Source organism: Acinetobacter sp. YH12145 (assembly GCF_013418335.1).
Lineage (GTDB): Bacteria > Pseudomonadota > Gammaproteobacteria > Pseudomonadales > Moraxellaceae > Acinetobacter > Acinetobacter amyesii.
On record NZ_VPCE01000005.1, the window covers coordinates 240,312 to 265,567 of the forward strand.

The window sequence follows — 25,256 nt, forward strand, 5'->3', positions numbered from 1 at the left end:
ATTTATTCGAGTTGCTGTTTATTAAAATGTTGTAGTGCGTTTTCTATATCTTGTATTAAATCTGCAGGATGTTCTAGTCCTATACAGAAGCGAACCAGTAAGCCGGCTTGAATATGTGAATGTTCGAGTACACGCATATCTTTTAAGTTATATAGCATGACTAAACTGACTGGGCCACCCCAGCTAAAACCGAGTTTAAATAGTTTCAGCGCATCACAAAAGCGGCGTACATCTTGCAAGCTATATTTTTCATTAAATACCACGCTGACCAAACCGGCACTGTGTTGTTCTGTACAAATTTCTTTCCAATACTGATGTCCTGCGGAAGCTTCATCAGCAGGATGTAAAACCTGTACAAAGGCTGGTTGCTGTTTTAGCCAATTTAATAAAGTTAAAGCACTTTGTGACTGGTGTTCATAGCGCAGTCGCATAGAAGCCAGACTGCGTTGTACTTGCGCGGCGTCATCACCAGAGATACTAATGCCTTGAATGGCGTGCGCACGAAACAGTTTGTGATGAAGCTTTTTATCTCGTGTAATTACCGAACCCATCAAAATATCCCCGCCGCCACTTGGGTATTTGGTCAAGGCATGCACACTGATATCGACACCCAGATGCTCAGCACTAAAATCAAAAGCATTAAAGGCAAGTCCTGCGCCCCATGTATTGTCCAGTGCAGTGAGCATGTTATGTGCTTGGGCCTTTTTGACCAAGCCGACTAAATCTGGAAACTCTAAAGTGACAGAACCCGCCGCTTCTAACCAGATAAGCTTGGCTTGCGCTGAAGGGCTAAATGAATCGACATCAATAGGGTTATAAACCTTGACCACGATGCCATAGCGGGTTTCTAGGTTGCGTAGATGTTCCATATTTGGGCCATAGATATTATCTGCGACCCAAACTTCATCCCCTTGACTTAAAAAACATGAATTGACCAAATTAATTGCAGACAAACCGCTAGGTGCCAGTAAGTGATACAAGCCACCTTCAATCTGAGCAATCTGATCGCCTAGGGTAAATGTAGTGGGTGTGCCATGTGTTCCATAGCTATAGTCATAATCATCAGTCCAATGGCGATTAAATAGCGCATCTGTATTTTCGAAAATTATAGTGGATGCACGAAACAGGGGAGGTTGAACACTATTGATGTATTGCGGTGCCTTTCTTGGTGCATGAATGAGTTCGGTTTGAGGATTCTTTTTCACGTGGCGCTCTGAAATGATCAAAATAATAATGAATGTTCAAAAGAATACGACTAAAACGCATGGATTTACGATGCTTTGTATAGAAAATTAAGTGAAAAGCAAAGTTGGCTTCATTCTTGCAAAACCGATATCAGAGCAACAACAATAGGTTTAGCGCATGAAGTCGCATTTAAAAGTACATTATTTTCAGCATATTGCTGGCGAAGGGTTCGGCAGTTGTTATGAATTTTTAAAACAGCATCAGGCCAAAATTACGGCCACAGAATTCTTTGCATTACCTGTCGATCAAGCCTTAGATCTCGAGGCTTTGCCGCATGTTGAAGATGTTGATTTACTTATCATTATGGGTGGAACCATGAGCGTAAATGATGAGGCAAATTTCCCATGGTTAAAAATAGAAAAGCGTTGGTTGCGACGCTATTTAGCCCTCGGTAAACCCGCAATCGGGCTTTGTTTAGGTGGGCAATTGATTGCTAATGCTTTGGGTGGTGCGGTGAGTCGAAATGCACAACAAGAATTGGGTTGGACGACCATCCGTAAGGTCGCTAACGTACCGCATGGCTGTTTCAAACTACCGGAAGAGTTTAAAGTCATGCAGTGGCACAGTGAAACATTTGAAATTCCCAAAGGAGCGGTATTACTGGCGGAAAATGATGCATGTCGTAATCAAATGTATCAAATTGGACAAAATGTTTTGGGCTTTCAATTTCATCCTGAAATTACCCCTGAAGTACTCGATTTATTTTTGGAAAATGATGAAGAGTTGGCATTTTTTTCAGGAACACATGTACAGCCAGTACATGATCTGCGGAAAAGCGCAAAAAACAAATTTATTGAGGGAAATCAAATACTAAACCAAGCAATAGAGTATGTATTAAGAAAAAATGCCTGTTGATTAAAAGTTAAGCAATTGATCTTGCATAAAAAATGAAAAATATAAGAAAAACAGCAAAAGGGATTTGCTTATGCATTAAACAATAGCTATAATGGGCGACCCTTTGATGAAGGGGTTAGCTACGAATAAAGTAGTTAACATCGTGACAGTCACGGCATCGATCGTGACCTTAGTGATATTTCACTGCTCTTGACACTTGCCTCTTTTAAAGTGGGGTGAGATGCGTCAAGGGTGATTCTTTATATATTTGGCTTGGAGTTAACTGGTATGTCTAACCAGAGAATTCGTATCCGTCTTAAGTCTTTTGATCACCGTTTAATTGATCAATCAGCTCAAGAAATCGTAGAAACAGCAAAACGTACTGGTGCACAAGTTTGTGGTCCAATCCCGATGCCTACACGTATCGAACGTTTTAACGTTTTAACATCACCACACGTTAACAAAGATGCGCGTGACCAATACGAGATCCGCACTTACAAACGTTTGATCGATATCGTTCAACCTACAGATAAAACTGTTGATGCATTGATGAAATTAGATCTTGCAGCTGGTGTTGATGTTCAGATCGCTTTGGGTTAAGGCTTTCGGTTAATTAACGCTCTAAGTTAATTAGGCCGCTTTTTTAGAGGTTTATGCACATGGCTATTGGTTTAGTCGGTCGCAAGTGCGGTATGACACGTATCTTTACAGATGCTGGTGTTTCTGTACCTGTAACAGTGATTGAGGTTGATCCTAACCGCATCACACAAATCAAAACGCTTGAAACTGATGGTTATCAAGCGATTCAAATCACTACTGGTGAACGTCGCGAATCTCGCGTAACTAACGCTCAGAAAGGTCACTTTGCGAAAGCTGGTGTAGCTGCTGGTCGTCTAGTTCAAGAATTCCGCGCTACAGAAGCTGATCTTGAAGGTCGTGAAGTTGGCGGAACTATCGGTGTAGATGTGTTCACAGTGGGTCAAATTGTTGACGTTACTGGTACATCTAAAGGTAAAGGTTTCCAAGGTGGTGTTAAGCGTTGGAACTTCCGTACTCAAGACGCTACACATGGTAACTCTGTATCTCACCGTGTTATCGGTTCTACAGGTCAAAACCAGACTCCTGGTCGCGTGTTCAAAGGCAAAAAAATGCCTGGTCACTTAGGTGCTGAACGTGTGACTACACAGGGTCTTGAAATCGTTGCTATCGACGCAGAACGTTCAGTTCTAGTTGTTAAAGGTGCGGTTCCTGGTGCTACTGGTGGCGACGTTACTGTTCGTCCTACTATCAAGGCCTGAGGGGAAATAACGTGAATTTAAATACTGTTTCCGGCTCTGCTGTTGAGTTATCTGAAGTTGCGTTTGGTCGTGATTTTAACGAAGCTCTTGTACACCAAGTTGTTACAGCTTACTTAGCTGGTGGTCGTCAAGGTTCTAAAGCGCAAAAATCACGTGCTGACGTTTCTGGCGGTGGTAAAAAACCTTTCCGTCAAAAAGGTACTGGCCGCGCTCGTGCTGGTTCTATTCGTAGCCCAATCTGGGTTGGCGGTGGTAAAACTTTTGCTGCTCGTCCACAAGACTGGTCTCAAAAAGTAAACCGTAAAATGTATCGCGGTGCTATGCAATGCATCCTGGCTGAGCTTGTTCGTCAAGATCGCCTTGTTTTAGTTGAAGAAATTGCTGTTGCAGCTCCAAAAACTAAAGAATTGCTTGCAAAACTTAACGACTTGAATGCACCTCGTGCATTAATCGTTACAGATGCTGTTGATGAGAACTTGTATCTTGCTGCTCGCAACATTCCACACGTTGATGTGGTTGATGCTGCTGCAATCGATCCTGTTAGCTTGATCGCGTTCGATAAAGTTGTTATGTCTGTTGCTGCTGCTAAGAAAATTGAGGTAGAACTCGGATGAACAACGAACGTATCTATCAAGTCCTACAAGGACCTGTATTCTCAGAAAAAGCACAAGTTTTAGGCGAAACTGCTGGTGTTCAAGTGTTCAAAGTTGCACTAGATGCAAACAAACTTGAAATCAAAAAAGCTGTTGAGCAACTATTTGGTGTTCAAGTTGTTAAAGTTAACACAACGATCACTAAAGGTAAGACTAAACGCTTTGGTAAAACATTAGGACGTCGTTCTGATGTTAAAAAAGCATACGTCACCCTGAAAGCTGGCCAAGATGTTGAAATGGCTGACTTGGGCGATACCGCTGAAAACGCAGCGGAATAAGGACGAAAATTATGCCGATTCAAAAATGTAAGCCAACGTCTCCAGGACGTCGCTTTGTAGAGAAAGTGGTTCATAACCACCTTCACAAAGGCGCGCCATATGCTCCGTTGGTTGAAGCTAAAAAACGTACTGGCGGTCGTAATAACAACGGTCACATTACAACTCGTCACGTTGGTGGTGGTCATAAACAGCACTACCGTATCGTAGACTTCAAACGTAACAAAGACAGCATCCCTGCTGTAGTTGAGCGTATTGAATACGATCCAAACCGTACAGCTCATATTGCTTTATTGAAATATGCTGACGGTGAACGTCGCTATATTATTGCACCTAAAGGCCTTCGCGCTGGTGATCAAGTTCAATCTGGTAACGATGCTCCAATCCGTCCAGGTAACTGCTTGCCACTTCGCAACATGCCTATCGGTTCTACTCTTCACAACATCGAGCTTAAAATCGGTAAAGGCGCACAATTAGTACGTTCTGCTGGTACATCTGCTCAATTGTTGGGTCGTGACGGTTCTTACGCTATCATTCGTCTTCGTTCAGGTGAAATGCGTAAAGTACACGTTGAATGCCGTGCTGTGTTAGGTGAAGTTTCTAACTCAGAAAGCAACCTTCGTTCACTTGGTAAAGCAGGTGCATCACGCTGGCGTGGCGTTCGTCCTACCGTACGTGGTATGGCGATGAACCCAGTAGACCATCCACATGGTGGTGGTGAAGGACGTAACAAAGGTATTCAGCCTGTAAGTCCATGGGGTCAAAAAGCTAAAGGGTACAAAACACGTACCAACAAGCGTACGACTAAGATGATCATTCGCGACCGTCGCGTTAAGTAACAAGTAAAGGAATCTGACAATGCCTCGTTCTCTGAAAAAAGGCCCATTCGTCGATGCGCACTTGTTCGCTAAGGTTGAAGCGGCTATCGCGGCTAATAACCGTAAGCCGATCAAAACTTGGTCGCGTCGTTCGATGATCTTACCGGATTTTGTTGGTCTAACAATTTCTGTACACAATGGCCGTAACCATGTTCCAGTGATCGTATCTGAGCATATGGTTGGTCATAAATTAGGTGAATTCGCGCCAACTCGTACCTATCGTGGTCACGGTGTTGACAAGAAGTCTAAACGTTAATAGGTGCTATGATGGAAGTAACTGCTAAATTACGCGGTGCCGCTATCTCGGCACAAAAAGCACGTTTGGTTGCAGACCTAATTCGCGGCAAATCTGTTGCGCATGCTTTAAATATCTTAAACTTCAGCAACAAAAAAGCTGCAGTTTTAGTTAAAAAAGCATTGGAATCTGCGATTGCAAACGCTGAACACAATAACAGTTTAGATGTAGACGACCTTAAAGTTTCTACGATCTACGTTGATGAAGGCATGAGCCTGAAACGTATTTTGCCACGTGCTAAAGGCCGTGCAGATCGTATTACTAAGCGTACTTGTCACATTACCGTTAAGGTAGGGGTTTGATATGGGTCAGAAGGTTCATCCAATCGGTATCCGCCTAGGTGTTGTGAAACGTCATAACGCTAACTGGTATGCGAATCCGAAACAATATGCTGAATATTTGCTAAAAGATCTTCAAGTTCGTGAGTTTTTAACTAAAAAACTTAAGAATGCGATGGTAAGCAATATTCTTATCGAACGCCCTACAGGCGCAGCTAAAGTAACTATTAGCACTGCACGTCCTGGTATCGTGATCGGTAAAAAAGGCGAAGACATTGAGAAATTACAACGCGAATTAACAGCCATTATGGGTGTTCCTGCGCAAGTAAGTATCAACGAAATCGATCGCCCAGATTTAGACGCTCGTTTAGTTGCTGAAGCAATCGCTTCTCAATTGGAAAAACGTGTAATGTTCCGTCGTGCTATGAAGCGTGCGGTTCAAAACTCTATGCGTGCTGGTGCTAAAGGTATCAAAGTAGAAGTTTCAGGCCGTTTAGGTGGTGCTGAGATTGCTCGTACTGAATGGTATCGTGAAGGTCGTGTACCTCTTCATACTCTTCGTGCTGACATCGACTATGCTACTATGCGTGCTGAGACTACTTACGGTACGATCGGCGTTAAAGTATGGATCTTCCGTGGTGAGATCTTGGGTGGCATGAAACAAGTCATGAACCCAGCTCCAGCTGAAGAACGTCCAGCTAAACGTGGTCGTGGTCGTGGTGAAGGTCAAGAGCGTCGTGGTCGTCGCAATGATCGTTCTGCTGAAAAAGGAGAATAATCCATGTTACAACCTAAACGTACTAAATTCCGTAAAGTGCAAAAAGGCCGTAACACTGGTCTAGCACATCGCGGTAGCTCAGTATCTTTTGGTACTATTGCACTTAAATCAATTGAACGTGGTCAAATGACTGCACGTCAAATTGAAGCAGCGCGTCGTACAATCAGCCGTCGTATTAAACGTGGTGGTAAGATCTTTATCCGTGTTTTCCCAGACAAACCAATTACTGAAAAACCATTAGAAGTTCGTATGGGTAAAGGTAAAGGTTCTGTGGAATACTGGGTTTGCCAAATCAAACCAGGTAAAGTCTTGTACGAAATTGATGGTGTTAACGAAGAACTTGCTCGCGAAGCATTTACGCTTGCTGCTGCAAAACTTCCGTTTAAAACCACTATCGTGACTCGGACGGTAATGTAATGAAAACTAATGATCTACGTGAAAAGTCGGTAGAAGAGTTGACAGCTTTGCTTGATGAGCAACAGCTTAACCAATTCCGTCTTCGTATGGCGAAAGCAACTGGTCAATTGGGTAAATCGCACGAAGTTGCGCTTACTCGTAAAACTATTGCTCGTATTAAGACACTCCTAACCGAAAAACAGGGGAACGGACAATGAGTGAACAAACAGTTCGCACGTTAACCGGTAAAGTAGTTAGCGACAAGATGGACAAGTCTATCGTTGTTCTTATCGAACGCCGCGTTCAACACCCGTTGTATGGCAAATTAATCCGCCGTTCAACTAAATTACACGCTCATGATGAAAACAATGTTGCTAAAGTTGGCGACGTAGTAAGCATCAAAGAAAGCCGCCCAATGTCTAAAACTAAGTCTTGGACTTTAGTTGAAGTTGTTGAAGCTGCTGCTGAGTAATTAAACGTTCTTGCATCATCGGTCAATTTCGAGTACTCTTTGAGCCTTTCGAAATTGCGACCGGTGATGCTCGGTTTTGGAGTAGGGCAATGATTCAAACCGAAAGTATGCTCGACGTAGCAGACAACAGTGGTGCTCGCCGCGTACAATGTATTAAAGTACTTGGTGGTTCACATCGTCGTTATGCTTCTGTTGGCGACATTATTAAAGTTACTGTAAAAGAAGCTATTCCACGCGCACGTGTTAAAAAAGGTGACGTGATGAATGCTGTAGTTGTACGTACAAAATTCGGCATCCGTCGTGCAGATGGTTCAGTTATTCGTTTCGACGATAACGCAGCTGTTATTTTGAACAACAACAAAGCGCCGATTGCAACTCGTATTTTCGGACCAGTGACTCGTGAACTTCGTACTGAACAGTTCATGAAAATTATTTCATTGGCTCCTGAAGTTCTATAAGAGGCACTCATGGCTAAGATTAAAAAGGGCGATCAAGTAATTGTGATCGCAGGTAAAGAAAAAGGCAAACAAGGTACTGTTTTGTCTGTTTCAAATGACCGTGTTAAGGTTGAAGGCCTTAACTTGGTAACGAAGCATCAAAAGCCTAACCGAGCTACTGGCGCTGAAGGCGGCATCGTAACTCAAGAAGCTGAGCTTCATATCTCTAACGTGGCAATTTTTAATGCTACAACCCAAAAGGCTGACCGTGTTGGTTACCAAGTGATTGAAGGCGTGAAAACTCGCGTATTCAAATCTAATGGTGAATCAGTGGCGGTAGCGAAGTAATAGGTTGACTAGGCAATGGCCAGACTTAAAACGCGTTACAACGACGAACTTAAGGCTCAATTAAAAGAAACATTGGGCGTTAAGAATGTGATGGATATCCCTCGCATTACAAAAATTACCATCAACATGGGTGTTGGTGCTGCATCAGCTGACAAGAAATTGTTAGATGGCGCTCTTTCTGATATGCAAGCAATTGCTGGTCAAAAACCAGTACTTACTTTAGCTCGTAAATCTATCGCTGGTTTCAAAATCCGTGATGGTTGGCCTATCGGCTGTAAAGTTACTTTACGTGGCGAACGTATGTACGAATTCTTAGACCGTTTGATCTCTATCGCGATCCCTCGTATCCGTGACTTCCGTGGTTTCTCTGCGAAATCATTTGATGGTCGTGGTAACTACTCAATGGGTCTTAAGGAACAAATCATGTTCCCTGAAATCGATTTTGATAAGATTGATCGTATTCGTGGTATGGACATTACCATCACTACGACTGCTCGCACCGATGACGAAGGCCGTGCGCTTATGCGTGCATTCGGCTTCCCGTTCAAATAAGAGGTCGATATGGCTAAGAAAGGTATGATTAATCGCGAATTGAAACGCGAAGCTACTGTTGCTAAATACGCTGCGAAACGTGCTGAATTAAAAGCAATTATCGCAAACGTAAATGCATCAGACGAAGAACGTTTCGAAGCGATGATGAAATTTCAAGCATTACCACGTAATGCGTCTCCAGTACGTCTACGTAACCGTTGTGGTTTAACTGGTCGTCCTCATGGTTACTTCCGTAAGTTCGGTTTAAGCCGTAACAAATTACGTGAAACAGTAATGCAAGGTGATGTACCGGGCGTTGTTAAGGCAAGCTGGTAAGGAGCACTATAAATGAGTATGCAAGATACCGTTGCCGACATGCTAACACGTGTTCGTAACGCACAAATGGCAAAGAAACAAACTGTTTCTATGCCAAACTCAAAGTTGAAAGTTGCGATTGCTAACGTACTTCAACAAGAAGGTTATATCGCTGATGTAGCTGTTGCTGATAATGAAGGCAAAGCGACTTTAACGATTACTTTAAAATATTTCGAAGGCAAACCAGTTATTGATACTGTGAAACGCGTAAGCCGTCCAGGTCTACGTCAATATCGCGGTAAAGATGCACTTCCTAGCGTTAAGCAAGGTTTAGGTATTGCAATTGTTTCTACAAGCAAAGGCATCATGACTGATCGCGCTGCACGTGCTGCAGGTATCGGTGGTGAAGTTATTGCTTTTGTTTCTTAATAGGTGATTCCTCATGTCTCGTGTGGCTAAAGCCCCAGTAACTGTACCTAACGGTGTTACAGTTACTCAGAACGGCCGGCAGGTCGAAGTGAAAGGCAACAAAGGTACATTGTCTTTCAACCTGCATGCGCTGGTCGAGCTAAAACAGGAAGACGGTACTCTAGTTATTGCTCCTAAAGCTGAATCTAAAGATGCTTGGATGCAGGCTGGTACTGCTCGCGCTGTGCTTAACAACCTTGTAAAAGGTGTTAACGAAGGTTTCGAACGTAAGTTACAGCTTATCGGTGTTGGTTATAAAGCTGCGGTTAAAGGTAACATTGTTAACCTTAACCTTGGTTTCTCTCACCCGATCGACTACAACCTTCCTGAAGGTGTAACTGCAGAAACTCCTACTGCAACTGAAATTGTACTTAAATCAGCTGATAAAGCTAAATTAGGTCAAGTTGCTGCAGAAATCCGTGGTTACCGTCCGCCAGAGCCTTATAAAGGTAAAGGTGTTCGTTATTCTGACGAAGTTGTACTTCGTAAAGAAGCTAAGAAGAAATAAGGCGCGAGGTTCTTATGAACGAAAAGAAACAATCCCGTTTGCGTCGTGCGAAAAGCACACGCTTGCACATCCGTGCATTGGGTGCGACTCGTTTGTGTGTAAACCGCACTCCGCGTCACATCTATGCTCAAGTTATCTCTGCAGATGGTGGCAAAGTATTAGCGCAAGCTTCTACTTTAGACGCTACTCTACGTGCTGGTACTACTGGTAACGTTGAATCGGCTCAGAAAGTTGGTGCTTTAATTGCAGAACGTGCTAAAGCGGCTGGTGTAACTAAAGTTGCATTTGACCGTTCTGGTTTCAAATATCATGGTCGTATCAAAGCCTTGGCTGATGCTGCTCGTGAAAACGGCTTGGAGTTCTAATCATGGCTAAAGTTGAACAAAACGAAGGTCTTGTTGAAAAGCTGGTTGCCGTTGATCGTGTAGCCAAAGTTGTTAAGGGTGGTCGTATCTTCTCTTTCACAGCATTAACTGTTGTGGGTGATGGTAATGGTCGCGTAGGTTTTGGTCGTGGTAAAGCACGTGAAGTTCCAGCTGCTATTTCTAAAGCACTTGAAGCTGCTCGTCGCAACATGATTACTGTTGACCTTGTTGACGGTACTGTTCAGCACCCTATCAATGCTCGTCACGGTGCAAGCCGCGTTTACATGCAACCTGCTTCTGAAGGTACTGGTGTAATTGCTGGTGGCGCTATGCGTGCAGTTTTAGAAGCTGTAGGTGTACGTAACGTATTAACTAAGTGTTATGGTTCTACTAACGCTGCTAACGTAGTAAACGCAACTTTTAACGGTTTGCGTGATATGACTTCTCCTGAGAAAGTTGCTGCGAAACGTGGTTTATCAGTAGCACAAATTCAAGGGTAATCAATCATGAAAACGATTAAAGTTACCCAGACTAAATCTTCATCGCATCGCTTGAAAAATCACAAGCTTAGCCTTAAAGGTTTAGGTCTGCGTCGTATTGGTCATACAGTTGAAGTGCAAGATACGCCTTCTAACCGTGGTATGATCAACCAAGTTTACTATATGGTTAGTGTAGAGGAATAAGCCATGACTCTGCGTTTAAATACAATTGCACCTGCAGAAGGTGCTAAGCGTGACAACCTACGTTTAGGCCGTGGTATCGGTTCTGGCGTTGGTAAGACTGGTGGCCGTGGTGTCAAAGGTCAAAACTCACGTAAGAGCGGTGGTACACGTCCTGGTTTCGAAGGTGGTCAAACTGCGTTATATCGTCGTTTACCTAAATTCGGTTTCACTAGCCAAATGGCTTTGAAAACTGCTGAAGTACGTTTATCAGAACTCGCTAAAGTTGAAGGCGACATCGTGTCTCTTGAAACTTTAAAAGCTGCTAACGTTGTGCGTAAAGATATGTTACGTGCACGTATCGTACTTTCTGGTGAAATTACTCGTGCGTTCACTGTTCAAGGTGTTGCATTGACTAAAGGCGCTAAAGCTGCTGTTGAAGCTGCTGGCGGTAAAGTCGAGGAGTAATCCCCAGTGTCTATGACTCCTAGTTCGACAGGTCATGTTAACATGATGAAAGGCCAGCCTTTTCATGTGAAATATCGTGAAATTATCCGCCGTATGATGTTCCTCATCGGGGCGTTGTTGGTTTTTCGACTGGGAGCACATATTCCAGTACCGGGCATTAACAATGCCGCACTAGAGAATCTGTTTAATGCAAACCAAGGTACGATCCTTGGTTTGTTTAACATGTTCTCAGGTGGTGCATTAGAGCGTATGTCAATTCTTGCTCTTGGGATTATGCCGTATATCTCTGCATCGATTATTGTGCAGTTAATGTCTACGGTTGTTCCTTCGCTGGAAGCTTTAAAGAAAGAAGGCGAACAAGGTAAGCGTAAGATCAATCAATATACGCGACAAGGCACATTGTTTCTTGCACTTGTGCAAGCTGTTGGGATGTGTGCAGGTCTGATTAGTCAAAATATTACTTTGACTAGTGGACTTGCTTTTTACGTTCCTGCTGTAACTTCTTTAGTTGCAGGTACAATGTTCCTGATGTGGTTAGGTGAGCAAATTACAGAGCGTGGAGTAGGGAATGGTATTTCCATGATCATCTTCGCTGGTATTGTTGCTGGTTTGCCGAACTTGGTTCTGCAATCTTTAACCTCAGTAGATAATGGCCAATCAAGTTTAATTGGTCTTGCAATTTTTGCATTGCTGTCTGTTGCAGTGTTAGCAGCAATTGTGTTTATTGAGAAGGCGCAGCGTCGTATTCCAGTAAACTATGCTCAAAAACAACAAGGTCGTCGTGTATTTACTGCCCAGCAAACACATTTGCCATTAAAAATTAATATGGCGGGTGTGATTCCTGCAATTTTTGCGAGTTCATTGCTATTGTTCCCAGCGAGCTTAGGGCAATGGGTAGGCAGCGCAGATCCAAATGCTGGCGTGATTAAACGTGGCCTACAAGATTTGGCACTCGTATTGTCGCCGGGTCAACCGATGTATTTGGTGCTATTTGGCGCATTAATAATCTTCTTCTGTTACTTCTATACTGCGCTAGTATTTAGCCCGAAAGAAGTGTCAGAGAATTTAAAACGTAGTGGTGCTTATGTGCCGGGTATTCGTCCTGGTGAGCAAACTGCACGCTATTTAGATCATATTTTGAATCGTTTGACTTTTATTGGCGCGGTTTATATCACAATCATCTGTTTAATGCCGATGATTCTACAAAGTTCATTTGGTATTCCATTTAGCTTAGGTGGTACGTCTTTACTGATCGTAGTGGTGGTGGTGATGGACTTTATGGCTCAGCTTCAAGCTCATCTCACATCGCATCAATATGACAATCAATCGTTAATGCGTAAAACGACTGCTCATCCGAAAGGATAAGCGCACTTAGAGGTTTCATTATGAAAGTTCAAGCTTCTGTAAAGAAAATTTGTGGTAGCTGTAAAGTTATCCGTCGTAATGGGGTTATTCGCGTAATTTGCAGCGCAGAACCTCGTCATAAGCAGCGTCAAGGTTAATCTGATCAAGACCTGTTGATTTCAGTAGGCTAATTAGGTTATTATCCGCCCCTCAAAGATTTTGTCGGGCGGTTGATTATCTTAACTGCCTTTTTGGAGAAAATTGAATGGCTCGTATTGCCGGTGTAAACATTCCGGATAACAAGCATGCTGTTATCTCTCTAACGTACATTTTTGGTATTGGTCGCCACACTGCAAAAGCTATCTTAGCTGCTGCTGGTATTGCACCAACAACTAAAATTCGTGAATTAGATGACGCTCAGCTTGATGCGATTCGTGCAGAAGTTACTAAGGTTCCTACCGAAGGTGATTTACGTCGCGAAATTTCCATGAACATTAAACGTTTAATGGATTTAGGCTGCTACCGCGGTCTTCGTCATCGTCGCAGCTTGCCTGTCCGTGGTCAACGCACCAAAACTAACGCACGTACCCGTAAAGGTCCGCGCAAACCTATTAAGAAATAAGATTTCTGGAAGCTAAAAGATGGCTAAAGATACTCGCACACGCAAGAAGGTCACTCGTACCGTCTCTGAAGGTGTTGCACACATTCACGCTTCTTTTAATAACACCATTGTGACTATTACCGATCGTCAAGGTAATGCACTGGCTTGGGCTACCTCTGGTGGACAAGGCTTCCGTGGATCACGTAAATCAACTCCGTTTGCTGCTCAGGTAGCTGCTGAGGTTGCTGGTAAAGCTGCTTTAGATTACGGTTTGAAAAACTTGGACGTCCTTGTAAAAGGTCCTGGTCCAGGTCGTGAATCTGCGGTTCGTGCTTTAGGTGCAGTGGGTTATAAAATTAACAGCATTACCGATGTGACGCCAATCCCGCACAACGGTTGCCGTCCACCTAAAAAACGTCGCGTGTAAGGAGAAACATTCATGGCTCGTTATATTGGTCCAAAATGCAAACTCTCTCGCCGCGAAGGGACAGACCTGCAATTAAAATCTGGCGTTAAACCATTTGACGTCAAAACAAAAAAAGCTGCTAAAGCACCTGGCCAACATGGTGGCGCTCGTGGCGGCAAACAATCTGAGTACTCACTACAATTACGTGAAAAACAAAAAGTACGTCGTATGTACGGTGTTTTAGAACGTCAATTTAGTAACTACTACAAAGAAGCTGCTCGTGTTAAAGGCGCAACAGGTGAAAACTTGTTGAAACTTCTTGAAAGCCGTCTAGATAACGTTGTTTATCGCATGGGTTTTGGTTCTACACGTGCAGAAGCTCGTCAGCTTGTATCTCACCGTTCAATCACTTTAAATGGTCGTCGTGTTAACATCGCGTCTATCCAAGTTAAAGCTGGTGACGTTGTTGCAGTTCACGAAGGTGCTAAACAACAATTGCGTATCAAAAACGCAGTTGAGTTAGCGACTCAACGTGGCATTCCAGCTTGGATTGAAATTGATCATTCTAAATTGGAAGGTACGTTCAAAGCTGCACCAGATCGTTCTGATTTACCTGCTGAAATCAACGAAAGCTTGATTGTAGAATTGTATTCTAAATAATCCTTGAGGTAGCAATAATGACGCGTACTGCAAATGAGTTTCTAACTCCGCAAGCGATCAAGGTCGAAGCGGCAAGCGGGACCTCGGCAAAAGTTATTCTAGAACCATTAGAGCGTGGCTTTGGTCATACTCTTGGTAATGCTTTACGTCGTATCCTTTTGTCTTCTTTACCTGGCGCAGCCGTGGTTGAAGTAGAGATTGAAGGTGTCGAGCACGAGTACAGTACTTTGGAAGGCTTGCAGCAGGACATCGTCGAGCTCTTGCTGAACCTAAAAGGATTGTCTATTAAGCTGTTCGATCAAAATGAAGCTTATCTGACATTGGAAAAACAAGGTCCTGGCGACGTTACAGCCGCTGACCTTCGTTTACCACACAATGTTGAAGTGGTTAACCCTGAACACTTGATCGGTACTTTAAGTGCTTCTGGCTCATTAAAAATGCGCCTGAAAGTTTCTCAAGGTCGTGGTTATGAGACTTCTGATTCACGCTTCCCTGAAGGCGAAACTCGCCCAGTGGGTCGTTTACAATTAGATGCTTCTTACAGCCCAATCAAACGTGTGTCTTACACAGTGGAAAACGCTCGTGTAGAACAACGTACTGACCTTGATAAATTGATCATTGATCTTGAAACCAACGGTACTGTTGATCCTGAAGAAGCAATCCGCAAAGCGGCAACAATCTTGCAACAACAAATTGCTATTTTTGTTGATCTTCAGAAAGATCAAGCACCAGTTGCTCAAGAGCCTCGTGAAGAAGTTGATCCGATTTTGCTTCGTCCAGTAGATGATCTAGAGCTTACTGTTCGTTCTGCTAACTGTTTGAAAGCAGAAAATATTTACTACATTGGCGATCTTGTTCAACGTACTGAAGTTGAGTTGCTTAAAACTCCTAACTTAGGTAAAAAATCGTTGACTGAGATTAAAGATGTTCTGGCATCGAAAGGCTTGCAATTGGGCATGCGTTTAGAGAACTGGCCACCGGCTAGCCTCCGCATGGACGATCGCTTTGCTTATCGTAGCCGTTAATTAAGTAGGACTATCACCATGCGTCATCGTAATAGTGGTGTGAAATTAGGCCGTACAAGCAGTCATCGTAAAGCGATGTTCCAAAACATGGCTAATTCTTTGTTCGAACACGAGTTAATTAAAACTACTGTTCCAAAAGCAAAAGAATTACGTCGTGTTGCTGAGCCTTTAATCACTTTAGCTAAAGTCGATTCTGTAGCAAACCGTCGTTTAGCGTTTGCTCGTACTCGTTCAGCTGCAACTGTTGGTAAATTATTTACCGTTCTTGGCCCTCGTTACAAAGAACGTAACGGCGGTTATCTACGTGTTCTTAAAGCGGGCTTCCGTGCAGGTGATGCTGCACCGATGGCTTACGTTGAGCTAGTAGATCGCGAAGTAAACTAATTTCGTGAAGAGCAGCGTACGTTGTTCTAAAAAAGGTCGGTTTTTAACCGACCTTTTTTAATGCCTGCAGTTTTGTGTTGGCTGTATATTGTTAGACAATAATTCAATTTGTCCTTAAAAGATAAAAATAAATCGCCTTTTGCTTAAACTTGACATTGTGCATTGTCAAAAATGTGATTTAATAAATATAAATCTAAGATAGGTTAAAAGAACAACATGGAAAAACAAGTTGATATTCTCATTGTAGGTGCAGGGATCTCCGGTGTAGGTTTGGCTGCGCATCTTTCAAAAAAATGTCCAAATCGTTCATTTGAAATTATTGAACGTCGTGAAAGTTTCGGTGGTACATGGGATCTTTTTAAATATCCGGGTATTCGTTCTGATTCGGACATGTCAACTTTTGGCTTTAATTTTAAGCCGTGGAAAAAATCTAGTGTGCTTGCTGATGGGTCTTCGATTAAAGGCTACCTTTCTGAAGTGATTGACGAATATAAGATTAATGAAAAAATTCATTTTCAGCACCGTGTTGTGAGTGCGAACTACGATTCACAAACTCGTAAATGGTCTGTGGTCATAGAAGATTCAAAAAAGAAACAACAAACTTGGGTCGCAAACTTCGTTTTTGGTTGTACCGGTTATTATAATTATGACCAAGGGTTCCAACCTGAGTTTGCTGGGCAGGAAAATTTCAAAGGAACTTTTATTCATCCACAGCATTGGCCTGAAAATTTTAATTATGCAGGCAAAAAAGTGGTGATTATTGGTAGTGGCGCAACAGCAATTACTCTTGTACCAGCTATGGCAAAAGGCGGGGCAGCTCATGTAACGATGTTACAGCGCTCTCCGACTTATATTGCCTCAGTTCCTTCTGTCGATATTATTTACGACAAAATGCGTAAAGTATTGCCTGAAGATGTAGCCTATAAACTCACGCGTGCACGAAATATTGGTGTACAACGTGCAATTTATGCTGTTGCGCAAAAGCAACCTAAATTACTCCGAAAGTTTTTATTGAAATCGATTGAATTACAATTGAAAGGTAAAGTGGATATGAAGCACTTTACCCCAGATTATAATCCTTGGGATCAGCGCCTTTGTGTGGTGCCAGATGGTGATTTGTTTAAAATTTTACGTGAAGGCCATGCATCTGTTGAAACCGATCAAATAGAAAGTTTTACTGAAAATGGCATTCAATTGAAATCAGGCAAGCATCTAGATGCAGATGTGGTGATTTCAGCTACAGGTCTCAACATTCAAATTTTAGGCGGGATCAGTGCCACAATTGATGGACAGCCACTGAATACCTCTAAACATATGTTGTACCGTGGTGTCATGGTCAGTGATGTACCAAATATGGCGATGATTATTGGTTATATCAATGCTTCATGGACATTAAAAGTTGATATTGCTTCTGAATACATCTGTAAATTGATTAACTATATGGATCAAAATGGTTATAACCAAGTGATTCCACAAGGCGATGCGACCGAGTTGTTAGAAGATACAGTAATGGGAAGCTTGACTTCAGGTTATATTGCACGTGCGGCAGATGTGATGCCAAAACAGGGTAAACATGCACCGTGGAAAGTGAGTAATAACTATTTGGCAGATCGTAAAGAATTAAAGCATGCTTCATTTGAAGATGGGGTGCTGAAATTTGAAAAAAAGTCTGATCAAGTGGCGGCAAAACCCAGATTAGTTTCTTAAGTTAGTTACATAAAAAAGGGAGTATCATGCTCCTTTTTTTTGCTTTAGATATGTGACTTTCTGGTTTTATTTGATGCGCATTATTTGTTGAAAAATATATCATGTTGAAAACAAGGAAAAGCACACAGGGTTAATGTGAATATTCAAGTACATTCAGAATTTATAAAATTAAATGCTTATGAGCTATATACCAAAGCTTGGCAGCCTGAAACTGCAGATAAAGATGCAACTTTGGCTCCGATTATATTGATGCATGATTCACTGGGGAGTGTGGATTTGTGGCGTGATTTTCCTGCGCAATTGGCTTCTGCGTCTGGCAGAAAGGTCATTGCTTATGATCGGTTGGGTTTTGGTCGTTCGTCAGCAAATCCTGATGTATTAAGTACTGATTTTGTCTATGCCGAAGCACAGCAGGGCTTTAAGGCGCTACTTCAACATTATTCCATTCAACAGTTTATCGTGATGGGACATAGTGTCGGTGGGGGAATGTCTGTCGTGATTGCCAGTGAATATACTGAACAATGTCGAGGTCTGATCTCCATAGCAGCACAGTATGAAGTGGAAGAACTGACATTATCGGGTATACGTGAAGCCAAAATAGGGTTTGCGCAGCTGGGACAACTTGAACGCTTGGCTAAATATCATGGGGATAAAGCCCAATGGGTTTTGGATGCTTGGACTGAAACTTGGCTCTCACCGAGTTTTCGTCAATGGAACCTCGAGCAATATGTTGGAAAAGTACGGTGTCCAAGCTTGATCATCCATGGAGAACTGGATGAATACGGGACGACAGCACAAGCTCAGAAACTTTTTTCGGGTATACAAGGTGATGCTGAACTAGAGATTTTGGAAGGGCTTCATCACATGCCGCATAAAGAGCAACCCGCATTGGTCACTGCACTGATCTGTGATTTTGTGAATGATTTAAGTTGATATCGAAAGAATGAAAAAAGCCCATCAGATGATGGGCTTTGTTGTTATAAAGAGCGGGAAATCAGCTCTTTCATAATTTCATTGGTACCTGCATAAATACGATTGGCTCGATTGTCGATATAAGCCCGTGCAATTGGATATTCAAGCATATAGCCATATCCACCATGCAACTGCAGACATTCATCCACGACTTTGGAAAACATTTCTGAAATTTTGTATTTAGCAGCGGCTGCAGCGTCAATACCGAGCTGTTCCTCAAGTTGTAGTTCCATACAGCGATCTAGATAAGCTCGACAAAAATCGATCTCAGTACGTAGTTCTGCCAATTTAAAACGGGTGTTTTGGAAACTTGATACGGTCTTGCCAAATGCCTTACGTTCTTTGGTGTATTGAACTGTGTGCGCAAAGGCTGCTTCTGCACCTGCTTGGCAAATAATCGCAACCAACATGCGCTCCCAAGCCAATTCCTTCATCAGCATCATAAAGCCCATACCTTGCATGCCGAGTAAGTTGCTTTTAGGGACGCGGACATTATCAAAGAACAGTTCACAGGTATCCTGACCTTTCATGCCAATTTTGTTTAAAGGTTTGCCTTTACTAAAACCGACGCGATCTGCCTCGACGATAATTAGCGATAAATTAGCTGAGCCTTTTTCACTATTGCCTGTCTTACAGACCACAATCGCCATGTCACATAAATAGCCATTGGTGATAAAGATTTTTGACCCATTAATAATATAGTCATCACCATCTTCTGTAGCGGTTGTGCGTACGGCTTGTAGGTCTGAACCTGTGCCCGGTTCGGTCATTGCAATGGCAGTCACGGTTTCGCCAGATGCCATTTTCGGCAGCCAATGCAACTTTTGTTCTTCATTGCCAAAGTTATGAATATAATTGGCCACGATGTCGGAGTGCAGTGAAAAGCCGGTAGAGGAGTCCATAGCATAGGCCTGCTCTTCAATCAGAATCATGCTATAGAGTCGGTCTACACCATAGCCGCCATAAGCTTCGGGCATGGTCGGGCAAAGCAAGCCCATGGCACCGGCTTTATTCCATAAGTCACGGTCAACATGTTGTTGTTTTTCATATTTTTCGATATTGGGCACAACTTCTTTTTCATAAAATTTTCGTACTGTTTCACGAAATGCATCATGTTCTGCATTAAATAATTGACGTGGCAGCATGTTGTTGAGTGGGCGAATCGCTCCAGATTGCATTTTGAATATCCTATTCATTTTTATGGCTTTGTCTCAACTTATAAGATGCAGCGTGTGACTACAATGTGCAGAACATTCAAAAGCAAGAATTGCGATGAAGGATTCGGTCAATCTTTGAAAACACTCCACTTCAATGGGGTGGATGAGTTACACTAGACGGGTTCAACGATTGGGGAAGACAATGACTGATGAAATCAGCTTAGAAGAGCGTAAAGTGATCTACCGTGCACGTCGTGGTTTAAAAGAGATTGATGTTTATTTTGATCCCTACGTCAAAAATTACTATTTACAAGCCGATGCAGCTGAAAAAGACATGTTTGCAGAACTCGTTGCTGCAGAAGATCCAGATTTGTTGGATTGGTTTATGGAAGTTAGTGAACCGCCACGTCCTGAATTAAAAACGTTTATTCAAAAATTAAAACATTACGTTCATGGATAATCGGCAATTCAAACTGAAACGCAGTTTTTTATCGCATGCGTTTCAGTTTTTTATTTTTGCGGTATTGATGACGCTGCTTTATCAGTTACTAACACCCATGCTTTGGGGGATATTTTTTCTCATCGGGCTAGTGGTTTATGTTCTGTTTTTCCGTAAGCATTTACACGTCACCAGTCTAGAATATTTGGATGGAACTGATTGGTCTTTGCAACGACTGAACCGCCCGGTGCAACGCGTTCAAATTAGCCATATTTTGGATCATCAAATGTATATCGTGGTGTATTTTATGCATGCGCGTGCAAAACCGGTGATTATTTGGCGCGATCAATTGTCATTGAAACAGTGGAAATCACTCAAAGTATTGGCCAAAATGATCTAATTGTTAGACAGTCTTATTTTTTAAAATTCAATAAAATACAAATATTTCATTATCTTATCTTGTAGGTAAAATAATCTTGTCTGACAGGATTGGATTTTATTGGCAAAATATTTAAATTGTCAGACAATTTTAAGCTGTGTGTTGATTCTCTGCCTATATATTAGCCTTACCAACAGCCGTTAAAGGAAATCATCATGATGATGCCAACTTGGATGTTTCTGGTAATAGCGATTGTGTTAGCAATTGTTATAGGACGACTAGGAACAGTGCTGAAGGAACAGTTAACTCAAAAATAAGCAGTCAAACGCTTTCACAGTTAATAAGTAGCATGTGCCGAACCGTCGCTATGCTACTTTTTTTTGCCTAAAATTTAGTCTTTCTAAAAAATCAGTCAATTGCATTCAGCGTGATTCGTGGCACAGTGTGTCGTTCAAATTAGAGCAAATACTCTTTTATTCATTTTTTGCTTCTGATATGTTTGTCGTGATGGACATAAACACAATTATAGAGGACAGGAAAATGTCGAGCGTCCAAAAAATATGCCAGGGTGTGGCAGTTGTAGCAATAACAAGTACATTATTCGCGGGTTGTTCGCAGGTTGTAAAAACCGGTGCTAATGTTGCACTCGGATTTACCGAAAAACATATTGTGCCACCAATTTTAGCCATGGAAGATGCTGAAATGGTGTGTAATTCAGGTAATTCATTAACTCCAGCCATTATGGCCACTAAAGATATGGGCGCAGACCCAACACGTGTGGCAGTGTTGATGTATTCAGCAGCAGGGATCTGTGCAGAACAAAAAGCCTTGGATGCAGAGTTACGCTATTTACGTGCATCTAAAGCCAACCAAGTGACTGAAGCACAGGATGCCCGTGTTGAGCAAAAGCGTTGGGCGGCACTTGCGGCACAGCGTCAATATACCGGCTATCAATTATTTCAAGATCGTTTTGAAAAGAAGTATAAGAAAAGTCTAGGTGAAGGCTGTCCAAAAATGAACAGCGACATTGACCAAACAGTGTATATGTTGGGAATGTTAAGTGGCTTACAGGCCATGACCAATGATATTAATTCAGGTGGGGCGGTAAACGTTCCGAAAGATATTGCTGCGATTGTTGAACGCGGTATGGTGTGTCTGAATAATGAAAAATTCTGGGGCGCACCAAATGCAACCCGCGCTGTGATCTGGACGTTACTGCCGGGTGCTGGAGATGGCAAACCTGATCCATACCAAACCTTAAAACAATCAGCGCAAATTGGTGAGCAAAAAGGCGTGAGACTATCTCATGCGTTATATGCGGTTGCTGCACAAGCCAGTGGCGATGATACGAAAATTCGTGATGCATTACGTACCTTTGCACAGGCACGTAGCGATGAAAAACCTGTTAACCCGCAATTTAAGCTTATCGACAGTATGGCTGAAAGCATGGTGAAAGGGATTTCAGATCGTTATTGGACTGAACATACAGGCGTTCGTACCGGCGATGATGGTATGGAACATTTCTGGGATGAAAGTGCCAATAGTTCAGAACTTGATGATTTGTTTAGTGGCGATGCTGAAAGCAGTGGTGCTACAGAAACGAGTGGTGCTGCAACAAATTAATAAAGCATGTAGTCCAAATGTGAGGTGCAAGAGGAGCGAAAATGAAAACACAATTTTTAATTCCGAAAATTGTCTTTCTTGCCGTATTCGTTTCGATCTGTGCCTCGCTACAGGTATTTAAAGACTATTTTATCTACTGGCAAGATGATTTATTTCATGACTTTTGGCGCTTATGGACGGCCCATTGGGTTCATGTCGGTTGGATTCATTTTGCTTTAAATATGTTGGCCTTTATCTGCTTACCGTTTATTTTTCCAAGAGTTTCAATATGGCACTTTGTTGCCATCTTATTGATTTTATCCCCTTTAATCAGTCTAAGTTTCTATTTTTTCCTTCCCGATATTGAAGCCTATGCAGGATTATCTGGTGTCTTGCATGGCGCCTATGTTGCGGTCGCTTGCGTACATTTAATGTATAAGCGGGAGCGAAATTTTGCAGCCTTTGTCCTCTTGCTGATTTTGGCAAAATTGGTGTGGGAAAATACCGTAGGGAATACCGGAACTGCAGAATTAATAGGAAGCCCCGTTTTAGTCGAAGCCCATTTATTGGGGGTGATTTGGGGCATTGTCATCGCCGTGTTTTATCTTATTGGTAATTATTTCTGGGATCGCTAACGCACTTTAGGTGATTGGGTTGACAAAAAAAACCGAAAAGAAAATACATATTGTCATTTTAATGTTTTGAATATTGATGCAAATTTAAACGTAATAATAAAACAGTTAGGTCAGGGAAAGGAACTTCTCGAGCCGATAAGGAAAAGGATGCTTAGCCCCGCTAGGCTCCAAAATAAAAAATAGGAAGACTCATGCAAAATGATACACAAAACAGATCCGGCATCGTCGGGCTGTTAAGGTATGTCTGGACAGAATGGATTTCGACTCTAGTCGTGTTGATCTTGCTTCTGCTTACATTGATTATCGGGACAGGGGAGATGATTCATGGTCAGCTTCTGCGTACTGGTGAACGTTTGTATGGTAATGAAAGCATTGGGATGCAGTATTCATTTTTACGTGCAGAACCGACCAAGCCAGATTGTGACCGCCACCCAGATGTAGAAAAAATGGTGCAAACACAAATGAAAGCCAATGCGGCTGACGAATTTGCTGACATTTTTGGTACAGCATCTGAATCCGATGTACGTGCATCAGTCATGGCAGGTGTACAGCAATGTGAAGAAAAATTCCAATTTTATGACAAAGCAAAAGCTTATTTAGATGAGCATCCAAGTATTCGTACTTATCGTGCGATTGAAACGACATTCTTTGGTATCTTTAAATTTGGTTCTGAAAACCGTGTATTGATTCTTTTATTGATGGTCTTGGTATCTGCCATTACCGCTTCAGTGAAATTTCACCATATCGGTCTACGTGCGCCAACAACACGCTTGGATTATAAAGTCTATGCTTTATTCATGGCGATTGGTAATGGCCTATTAACCTTCTCGGTATATAGCCAATTTAATTCAGTCCTGAATTCTGGGGTGAAATCGACCACAGAAACTTTGGCGGTATATTGGTTGTGGCTAGCCCTGTTTGGTATTGTCACCCTCATCAGTATTTATCAATTCTTTAAACCACCTGCGGCGAAAGAGCCGGGGGCGGGGAATATTGGTTTTGCGCTGTTGAGTGTACCGTTGTATGCCTTTATGGCGATTATTACGGGTGTGGCGTTTACCTTCTTTATGGACTATCCAATGGGTCAGGGGATTTACCTTGGACAGTTGGTCGAGTTCTCCGGGATTTTCCTAAACCTTGCATTGTTTATTTGGGCCGGGATGTTATTGACGCAAACGCGCGTGATGGATTTGTTCTTGGGGATTTTACGTCCATGGAACTTAGCACCTGAGACTTTGACGTGGTTAATTCTGATTGCCGCGGCTATTCCAACTGCTTATACCGGCGCTTCCGGGATCTTCGTTGTAGCAGCCGGTGCAATTATTTATAAAGAAGTGTGGAACTCTGGCTCTCGTCGTCAGTTCGCACTCGCTGTATCTGCAATGTCAGGTTCCTTAGGTGTGGTCATCCGTCCATGTCTATTGATTATCCTGATCTCGATGCTTGATAGCCGCCATGTGACGTCAGATGAGCTATTTGATCACGGTATCTATGTGTTCTGGCTCACAGCATTCTTGTTCTTAGGTATTTCACTGTTCTTGGCAGAAACACGTTTCCGTGTGGCATCGCCGAAAGTGGCTATTCCGGGCATGCTGAAAGCGTTCATTCCTGTGATTCCGTATATCGTACTGACCTTGCTTGTCATTGCTTTCTACAAGTACGGTTTAGATACACAAATGGATGAGTTCACCGCACCTGTGGTTCTACCGATTATTCTGATTGTTTACATTATGTTTGATCGTTGGTTTGCAGATCGTTTTACTTCGCAAACTGTAGATGCACATGAACAACTCAGCTTACAACATGAGCAAAGTTCTGAGTTCATGCGTGAACATGGTGGACATGGGGCTAACCGTCGTGGTTTCGGTAGTTCAATTTGGTTTGCTTCTTCAGAAACGGTTGGACACATTGGCGCATTAATTATCTTAATGGCCTTGTCGGCAAGTGTCGGCGGTTTGATTGAACGTACAGAAATCGTTGAATTATTACCAACGCATTTGGGCAATATCTATATTTCATTGGCCTTTATCGCATTGTTGTTGGCGATTATTGGTATGACGACAGATCCATTCGGGGCAGTGATTTTGGTTGCAGCAACGATTGCACCAGTAGCTTATGAAAATGGTATTCATCCGATTCACTTCTGGATGATCGTTTTGGTTGCCTTTGAGCTCGGTTATGTTTCGCCACCTGTAGCGCTGAATCACTTGTTGACACGACTCTCAGTCGGGGATGAGGAGGTGCGGGCAGCAGATGCAGAAGCAAAAGCCCAATACACCAATTTCTATTATCGCTATGAACGTTGGATTTTACCGATCCTTGTATTGTTCCCAGCTTTGGTGATCGTGACTTATGCTCCTTATATTCTGAAACTGTTTGGTTGGTACCAATAAATTCGCAGTGAGCTATACAAAAAGCACCTTCGGGTGCTTTTTTATTGAATA

The 25,256-nt window shown here is 42.5% G+C and carries 38 protein-coding genes; 36 read left to right on the forward strand and 2 right to left on the reverse strand.

Annotation, left to right across the window (positions count from 1 at the left end; all coding sequences use genetic code 11):
* Positions 1 to 2 precede the first annotated feature (2 nt).
* Positions 3 to 1,205 (reverse strand): PLP-dependent transferase, encoded by a 1,203-nt coding sequence (locus FTU80_RS07030; protein WP_180084612.1) that lies wholly within the window; start codon positions 1,203 to 1,205, stop codon positions 3 to 5.
* Positions 1,206 to 1,362: 157 nt separating this feature from the next.
* On the opposite strand from FTU80_RS07030, the gene FTU80_RS07035 reads away from it, so the two are divergent.
* From FTU80_RS07035 to FTU80_RS07185, 31 genes are all read left to right on the forward strand, one after another.
* On the forward strand, positions 1,363 to 2,100 hold the full coding sequence (locus FTU80_RS07035; protein WP_180084613.1) for a type 1 glutamine amidotransferase: 738 nt from the start codon (positions 1,363 to 1,365) through the stop codon (positions 2,098 to 2,100).
* Between the two features lie 267 nt (positions 2,101 to 2,367).
* Positions 2,368 to 2,679, forward strand: coding sequence for a 30S ribosomal protein S10 (gene rpsJ, locus FTU80_RS07040; protein ID WP_000070912.1), 312 nt, complete (start codon positions 2,368 to 2,370; stop codon positions 2,677 to 2,679).
* A gap of 59 nt (positions 2,680 to 2,738) precedes the next feature.
* Entirely contained in the window at positions 2,739 to 3,377 is a 639-nt protein-coding gene (rplC, locus tag FTU80_RS07045; RefSeq protein WP_078189280.1) for a 50S ribosomal protein L3, read from the forward strand.
* A gap of 11 nt (positions 3,378 to 3,388) precedes the next feature.
* Positions 3,389 to 3,991, forward strand: a complete 603-nt coding sequence (gene rplD / locus FTU80_RS07050; protein WP_078189279.1) for a 50S ribosomal protein L4 — start codon at positions 3,389 to 3,391, stop codon at positions 3,989 to 3,991.
* Positions 3,988 to 4,308: a 50S ribosomal protein L23 gene (gene rplW, locus FTU80_RS07055; RefSeq protein ID WP_005012992.1), complete on the forward strand. Its 321-nt coding sequence runs from the start codon at positions 3,988 to 3,990 to the stop codon at positions 4,306 to 4,308. Before rplD ends, rplW begins: the two co-directional genes overlap by 4 nt.
* A gap of 11 nt (positions 4,309 to 4,319) precedes the next feature.
* A complete protein-coding gene (gene rplB / locus FTU80_RS07060; protein ID WP_078189278.1) occupies positions 4,320 to 5,144 on the forward strand; it encodes a 50S ribosomal protein L2 in 825 nt (274 codons plus the stop codon).
* Between the two features lie 19 nt (positions 5,145 to 5,163).
* Complete coding sequence (gene rpsS / locus FTU80_RS07065; RefSeq protein ID WP_004281508.1) at positions 5,164 to 5,439, forward strand: 30S ribosomal protein S19; 276 nt, start codon at positions 5,164 to 5,166, stop codon at positions 5,437 to 5,439.
* A gap of 11 nt (positions 5,440 to 5,450) precedes the next feature.
* On the forward strand, positions 5,451 to 5,780 hold the full coding sequence (gene rplV, locus FTU80_RS07070) for a 50S ribosomal protein L22 (protein WP_035265103.1): 330 nt from the start codon (positions 5,451 to 5,453) through the stop codon (positions 5,778 to 5,780).
* 1 nt (position 5,781) lies between these two features.
* The gene (gene rpsC, locus FTU80_RS07075; RefSeq protein WP_078189277.1) at positions 5,782 to 6,534 is read left to right on the forward strand and encodes a 30S ribosomal protein S3; all 753 of its coding nucleotides are present in this window, start codon (positions 5,782 to 5,784) and stop codon (positions 6,532 to 6,534) included.
* A gap of 3 nt (positions 6,535 to 6,537) precedes the next feature.
* Positions 6,538 to 6,951: a 50S ribosomal protein L16 gene (gene rplP / locus FTU80_RS07080; RefSeq protein ID WP_078189276.1), complete on the forward strand. Its 414-nt coding sequence runs from the start codon at positions 6,538 to 6,540 to the stop codon at positions 6,949 to 6,951.
* The gene (gene rpmC, locus FTU80_RS07085; protein WP_005012982.1) at positions 6,951 to 7,148 is read left to right on the forward strand and encodes a 50S ribosomal protein L29; all 198 of its coding nucleotides are present in this window, start codon (positions 6,951 to 6,953) and stop codon (positions 7,146 to 7,148) included. Before rplP ends, rpmC begins: the two co-directional genes overlap by 1 nt.
* On the forward strand, positions 7,145 to 7,402 hold the full coding sequence (gene rpsQ, locus FTU80_RS07090; RefSeq protein ID WP_078192456.1) for a 30S ribosomal protein S17: 258 nt from the start codon (positions 7,145 to 7,147) through the stop codon (positions 7,400 to 7,402). The genes rpmC and rpsQ overlap by 4 nt, the downstream gene beginning before the upstream one ends.
* A gap of 89 nt (positions 7,403 to 7,491) precedes the next feature.
* Entirely contained in the window at positions 7,492 to 7,860 is a 369-nt protein-coding gene (rplN, locus tag FTU80_RS07095) for a 50S ribosomal protein L14 (protein ID WP_005012978.1), read from the forward strand.
* A gap of 9 nt (positions 7,861 to 7,869) precedes the next feature.
* A complete protein-coding gene (gene rplX / locus FTU80_RS07100) occupies positions 7,870 to 8,187 on the forward strand; it encodes a 50S ribosomal protein L24 (RefSeq protein ID WP_078189274.1) in 318 nt (105 codons plus the stop codon).
* A gap of 15 nt (positions 8,188 to 8,202) precedes the next feature.
* A complete protein-coding gene (rplE, locus tag FTU80_RS07105; RefSeq protein WP_067762907.1) occupies positions 8,203 to 8,739 on the forward strand; it encodes a 50S ribosomal protein L5 in 537 nt (178 codons plus the stop codon).
* 9 nt (positions 8,740 to 8,748) lie between these two features.
* Positions 8,749 to 9,054, forward strand: a complete 306-nt coding sequence (rpsN, locus tag FTU80_RS07110) for a 30S ribosomal protein S14 (protein ID WP_067762906.1) — start codon at positions 8,749 to 8,751, stop codon at positions 9,052 to 9,054.
* A 12-nt stretch (positions 9,055 to 9,066) separates the two neighbouring features.
* Positions 9,067 to 9,462, forward strand: coding sequence for a 30S ribosomal protein S8 (gene rpsH, locus FTU80_RS07115; RefSeq protein WP_078189273.1), 396 nt, complete (start codon positions 9,067 to 9,069; stop codon positions 9,460 to 9,462).
* A 13-nt stretch (positions 9,463 to 9,475) separates the two neighbouring features.
* Positions 9,476 to 10,009: a 50S ribosomal protein L6 gene (gene rplF, locus FTU80_RS07120; RefSeq protein ID WP_180084614.1), complete on the forward strand. Its 534-nt coding sequence runs from the start codon at positions 9,476 to 9,478 to the stop codon at positions 10,007 to 10,009.
* A gap of 14 nt (positions 10,010 to 10,023) precedes the next feature.
* Positions 10,024 to 10,374: a 50S ribosomal protein L18 gene (rplR, locus tag FTU80_RS07125; protein WP_067762903.1), complete on the forward strand. Its 351-nt coding sequence runs from the start codon at positions 10,024 to 10,026 to the stop codon at positions 10,372 to 10,374.
* Between the two features lie 2 nt (positions 10,375 to 10,376).
* Positions 10,377 to 10,874: a 30S ribosomal protein S5 gene (rpsE, locus tag FTU80_RS07130; protein ID WP_067762902.1), complete on the forward strand. Its 498-nt coding sequence runs from the start codon at positions 10,377 to 10,379 to the stop codon at positions 10,872 to 10,874.
* Positions 10,875 to 10,880: 6 nt separating this feature from the next.
* Entirely contained in the window at positions 10,881 to 11,057 is a 177-nt protein-coding gene (gene rpmD / locus FTU80_RS07135) for a 50S ribosomal protein L30 (protein ID WP_005012961.1), read from the forward strand.
* A 3-nt stretch (positions 11,058 to 11,060) separates the two neighbouring features.
* The gene (rplO, locus tag FTU80_RS07140; RefSeq protein ID WP_078189271.1) at positions 11,061 to 11,501 is read left to right on the forward strand and encodes a 50S ribosomal protein L15; all 441 of its coding nucleotides are present in this window, start codon (positions 11,061 to 11,063) and stop codon (positions 11,499 to 11,501) included.
* Positions 11,502 to 11,546: 45 nt separating this feature from the next.
* Complete coding sequence (gene secY, locus FTU80_RS07145) at positions 11,547 to 12,866, forward strand: preprotein translocase subunit SecY (protein ID WP_171263746.1); 1,320 nt, start codon at positions 11,547 to 11,549, stop codon at positions 12,864 to 12,866.
* 20 nt (positions 12,867 to 12,886) lie between these two features.
* A complete protein-coding gene (rpmJ, locus tag FTU80_RS07150) occupies positions 12,887 to 13,003 on the forward strand; it encodes a 50S ribosomal protein L36 (protein ID WP_000867907.1) in 117 nt (38 codons plus the stop codon).
* 107 nt (positions 13,004 to 13,110) lie between these two features.
* A complete protein-coding gene (rpsM, locus tag FTU80_RS07155) occupies positions 13,111 to 13,467 on the forward strand; it encodes a 30S ribosomal protein S13 (RefSeq protein ID WP_078189269.1) in 357 nt (118 codons plus the stop codon).
* A gap of 19 nt (positions 13,468 to 13,486) precedes the next feature.
* Positions 13,487 to 13,873: a 30S ribosomal protein S11 gene (gene rpsK, locus FTU80_RS07160; RefSeq protein WP_001040166.1), complete on the forward strand. Its 387-nt coding sequence runs from the start codon at positions 13,487 to 13,489 to the stop codon at positions 13,871 to 13,873.
* Positions 13,874 to 13,885: 12 nt separating this feature from the next.
* Positions 13,886 to 14,512, forward strand: a complete 627-nt coding sequence (gene rpsD, locus FTU80_RS07165) for a 30S ribosomal protein S4 (protein ID WP_078189268.1) — start codon at positions 13,886 to 13,888, stop codon at positions 14,510 to 14,512.
* Between the two features lie 17 nt (positions 14,513 to 14,529).
* Positions 14,530 to 15,537, forward strand: a complete 1,008-nt coding sequence (locus FTU80_RS07170) for a DNA-directed RNA polymerase subunit alpha (RefSeq protein ID WP_004650465.1) — start codon at positions 14,530 to 14,532, stop codon at positions 15,535 to 15,537.
* Between the two features lie 18 nt (positions 15,538 to 15,555).
* On the forward strand, positions 15,556 to 15,921 hold the full coding sequence (rplQ, locus tag FTU80_RS07175) for a 50S ribosomal protein L17 (RefSeq protein ID WP_005012953.1): 366 nt from the start codon (positions 15,556 to 15,558) through the stop codon (positions 15,919 to 15,921).
* Between the two features lie 216 nt (positions 15,922 to 16,137).
* Positions 16,138 to 17,628: an NAD(P)/FAD-dependent oxidoreductase gene (locus FTU80_RS07180; protein ID WP_180084615.1), complete on the forward strand. Its 1,491-nt coding sequence runs from the start codon at positions 16,138 to 16,140 to the stop codon at positions 17,626 to 17,628.
* A gap of 135 nt (positions 17,629 to 17,763) precedes the next feature.
* The gene (locus FTU80_RS07185; RefSeq protein WP_373685183.1) at positions 17,764 to 18,561 is read left to right on the forward strand and encodes an alpha/beta fold hydrolase; all 798 of its coding nucleotides are present in this window, start codon (positions 17,764 to 17,766) and stop codon (positions 18,559 to 18,561) included.
* A 44-nt stretch (positions 18,562 to 18,605) separates the two neighbouring features.
* On the opposite strand, the gene FTU80_RS07190 is transcribed toward FTU80_RS07185, so the two are convergent.
* Entirely contained in the window at positions 18,606 to 19,778 is a 1,173-nt protein-coding gene (locus tag FTU80_RS07190; RefSeq protein WP_168379120.1) for an acyl-CoA dehydrogenase family protein, read from the reverse strand.
* 181 nt (positions 19,779 to 19,959) lie between these two features.
* Here FTU80_RS07190 and FTU80_RS07195 point away from each other — a divergent pair, with 181 nt between their 5' ends.
* The 5 genes from FTU80_RS07195 (at position 19,960) to FTU80_RS07215 (ending at position 25,205) form a co-directional block, all read left to right on the forward strand.
* The gene (locus tag FTU80_RS07195; RefSeq protein ID WP_078189264.1) at positions 19,960 to 20,217 is read left to right on the forward strand and encodes a succinate dehydrogenase assembly factor 2; all 258 of its coding nucleotides are present in this window, start codon (positions 19,960 to 19,962) and stop codon (positions 20,215 to 20,217) included.
* Positions 20,210 to 20,596 carry a hypothetical protein gene (locus FTU80_RS07200; protein ID WP_111885419.1) on the forward strand — a complete coding sequence of 129 codons (387 nt, stop codon included), beginning with the start codon at positions 20,210 to 20,212 and terminating at the stop codon, positions 20,594 to 20,596. Before FTU80_RS07195 ends, FTU80_RS07200 begins: the two co-directional genes overlap by 8 nt.
* Positions 20,597 to 21,115: 519 nt before the next feature.
* Positions 21,116 to 22,198: a hypothetical protein gene (locus FTU80_RS07205; protein ID WP_180024354.1), complete on the forward strand. Its 1,083-nt coding sequence runs from the start codon at positions 21,116 to 21,118 to the stop codon at positions 22,196 to 22,198.
* Positions 22,199 to 22,239: 41 nt separating this feature from the next.
* Positions 22,240 to 22,812, forward strand: coding sequence for a rhombosortase (gene rrtA / locus FTU80_RS07210; RefSeq protein ID WP_078192449.1), 573 nt, complete (start codon positions 22,240 to 22,242; stop codon positions 22,810 to 22,812).
* Positions 22,813 to 23,003: 191 nt separating this feature from the next.
* Positions 23,004 to 25,205, forward strand: a complete 2,202-nt coding sequence (locus FTU80_RS07215; RefSeq protein WP_180084616.1) for a TRAP transporter large permease subunit — start codon at positions 23,004 to 23,006, stop codon at positions 25,203 to 25,205.
* Positions 25,206 to 25,256: the final 51 nt, after the last annotated feature.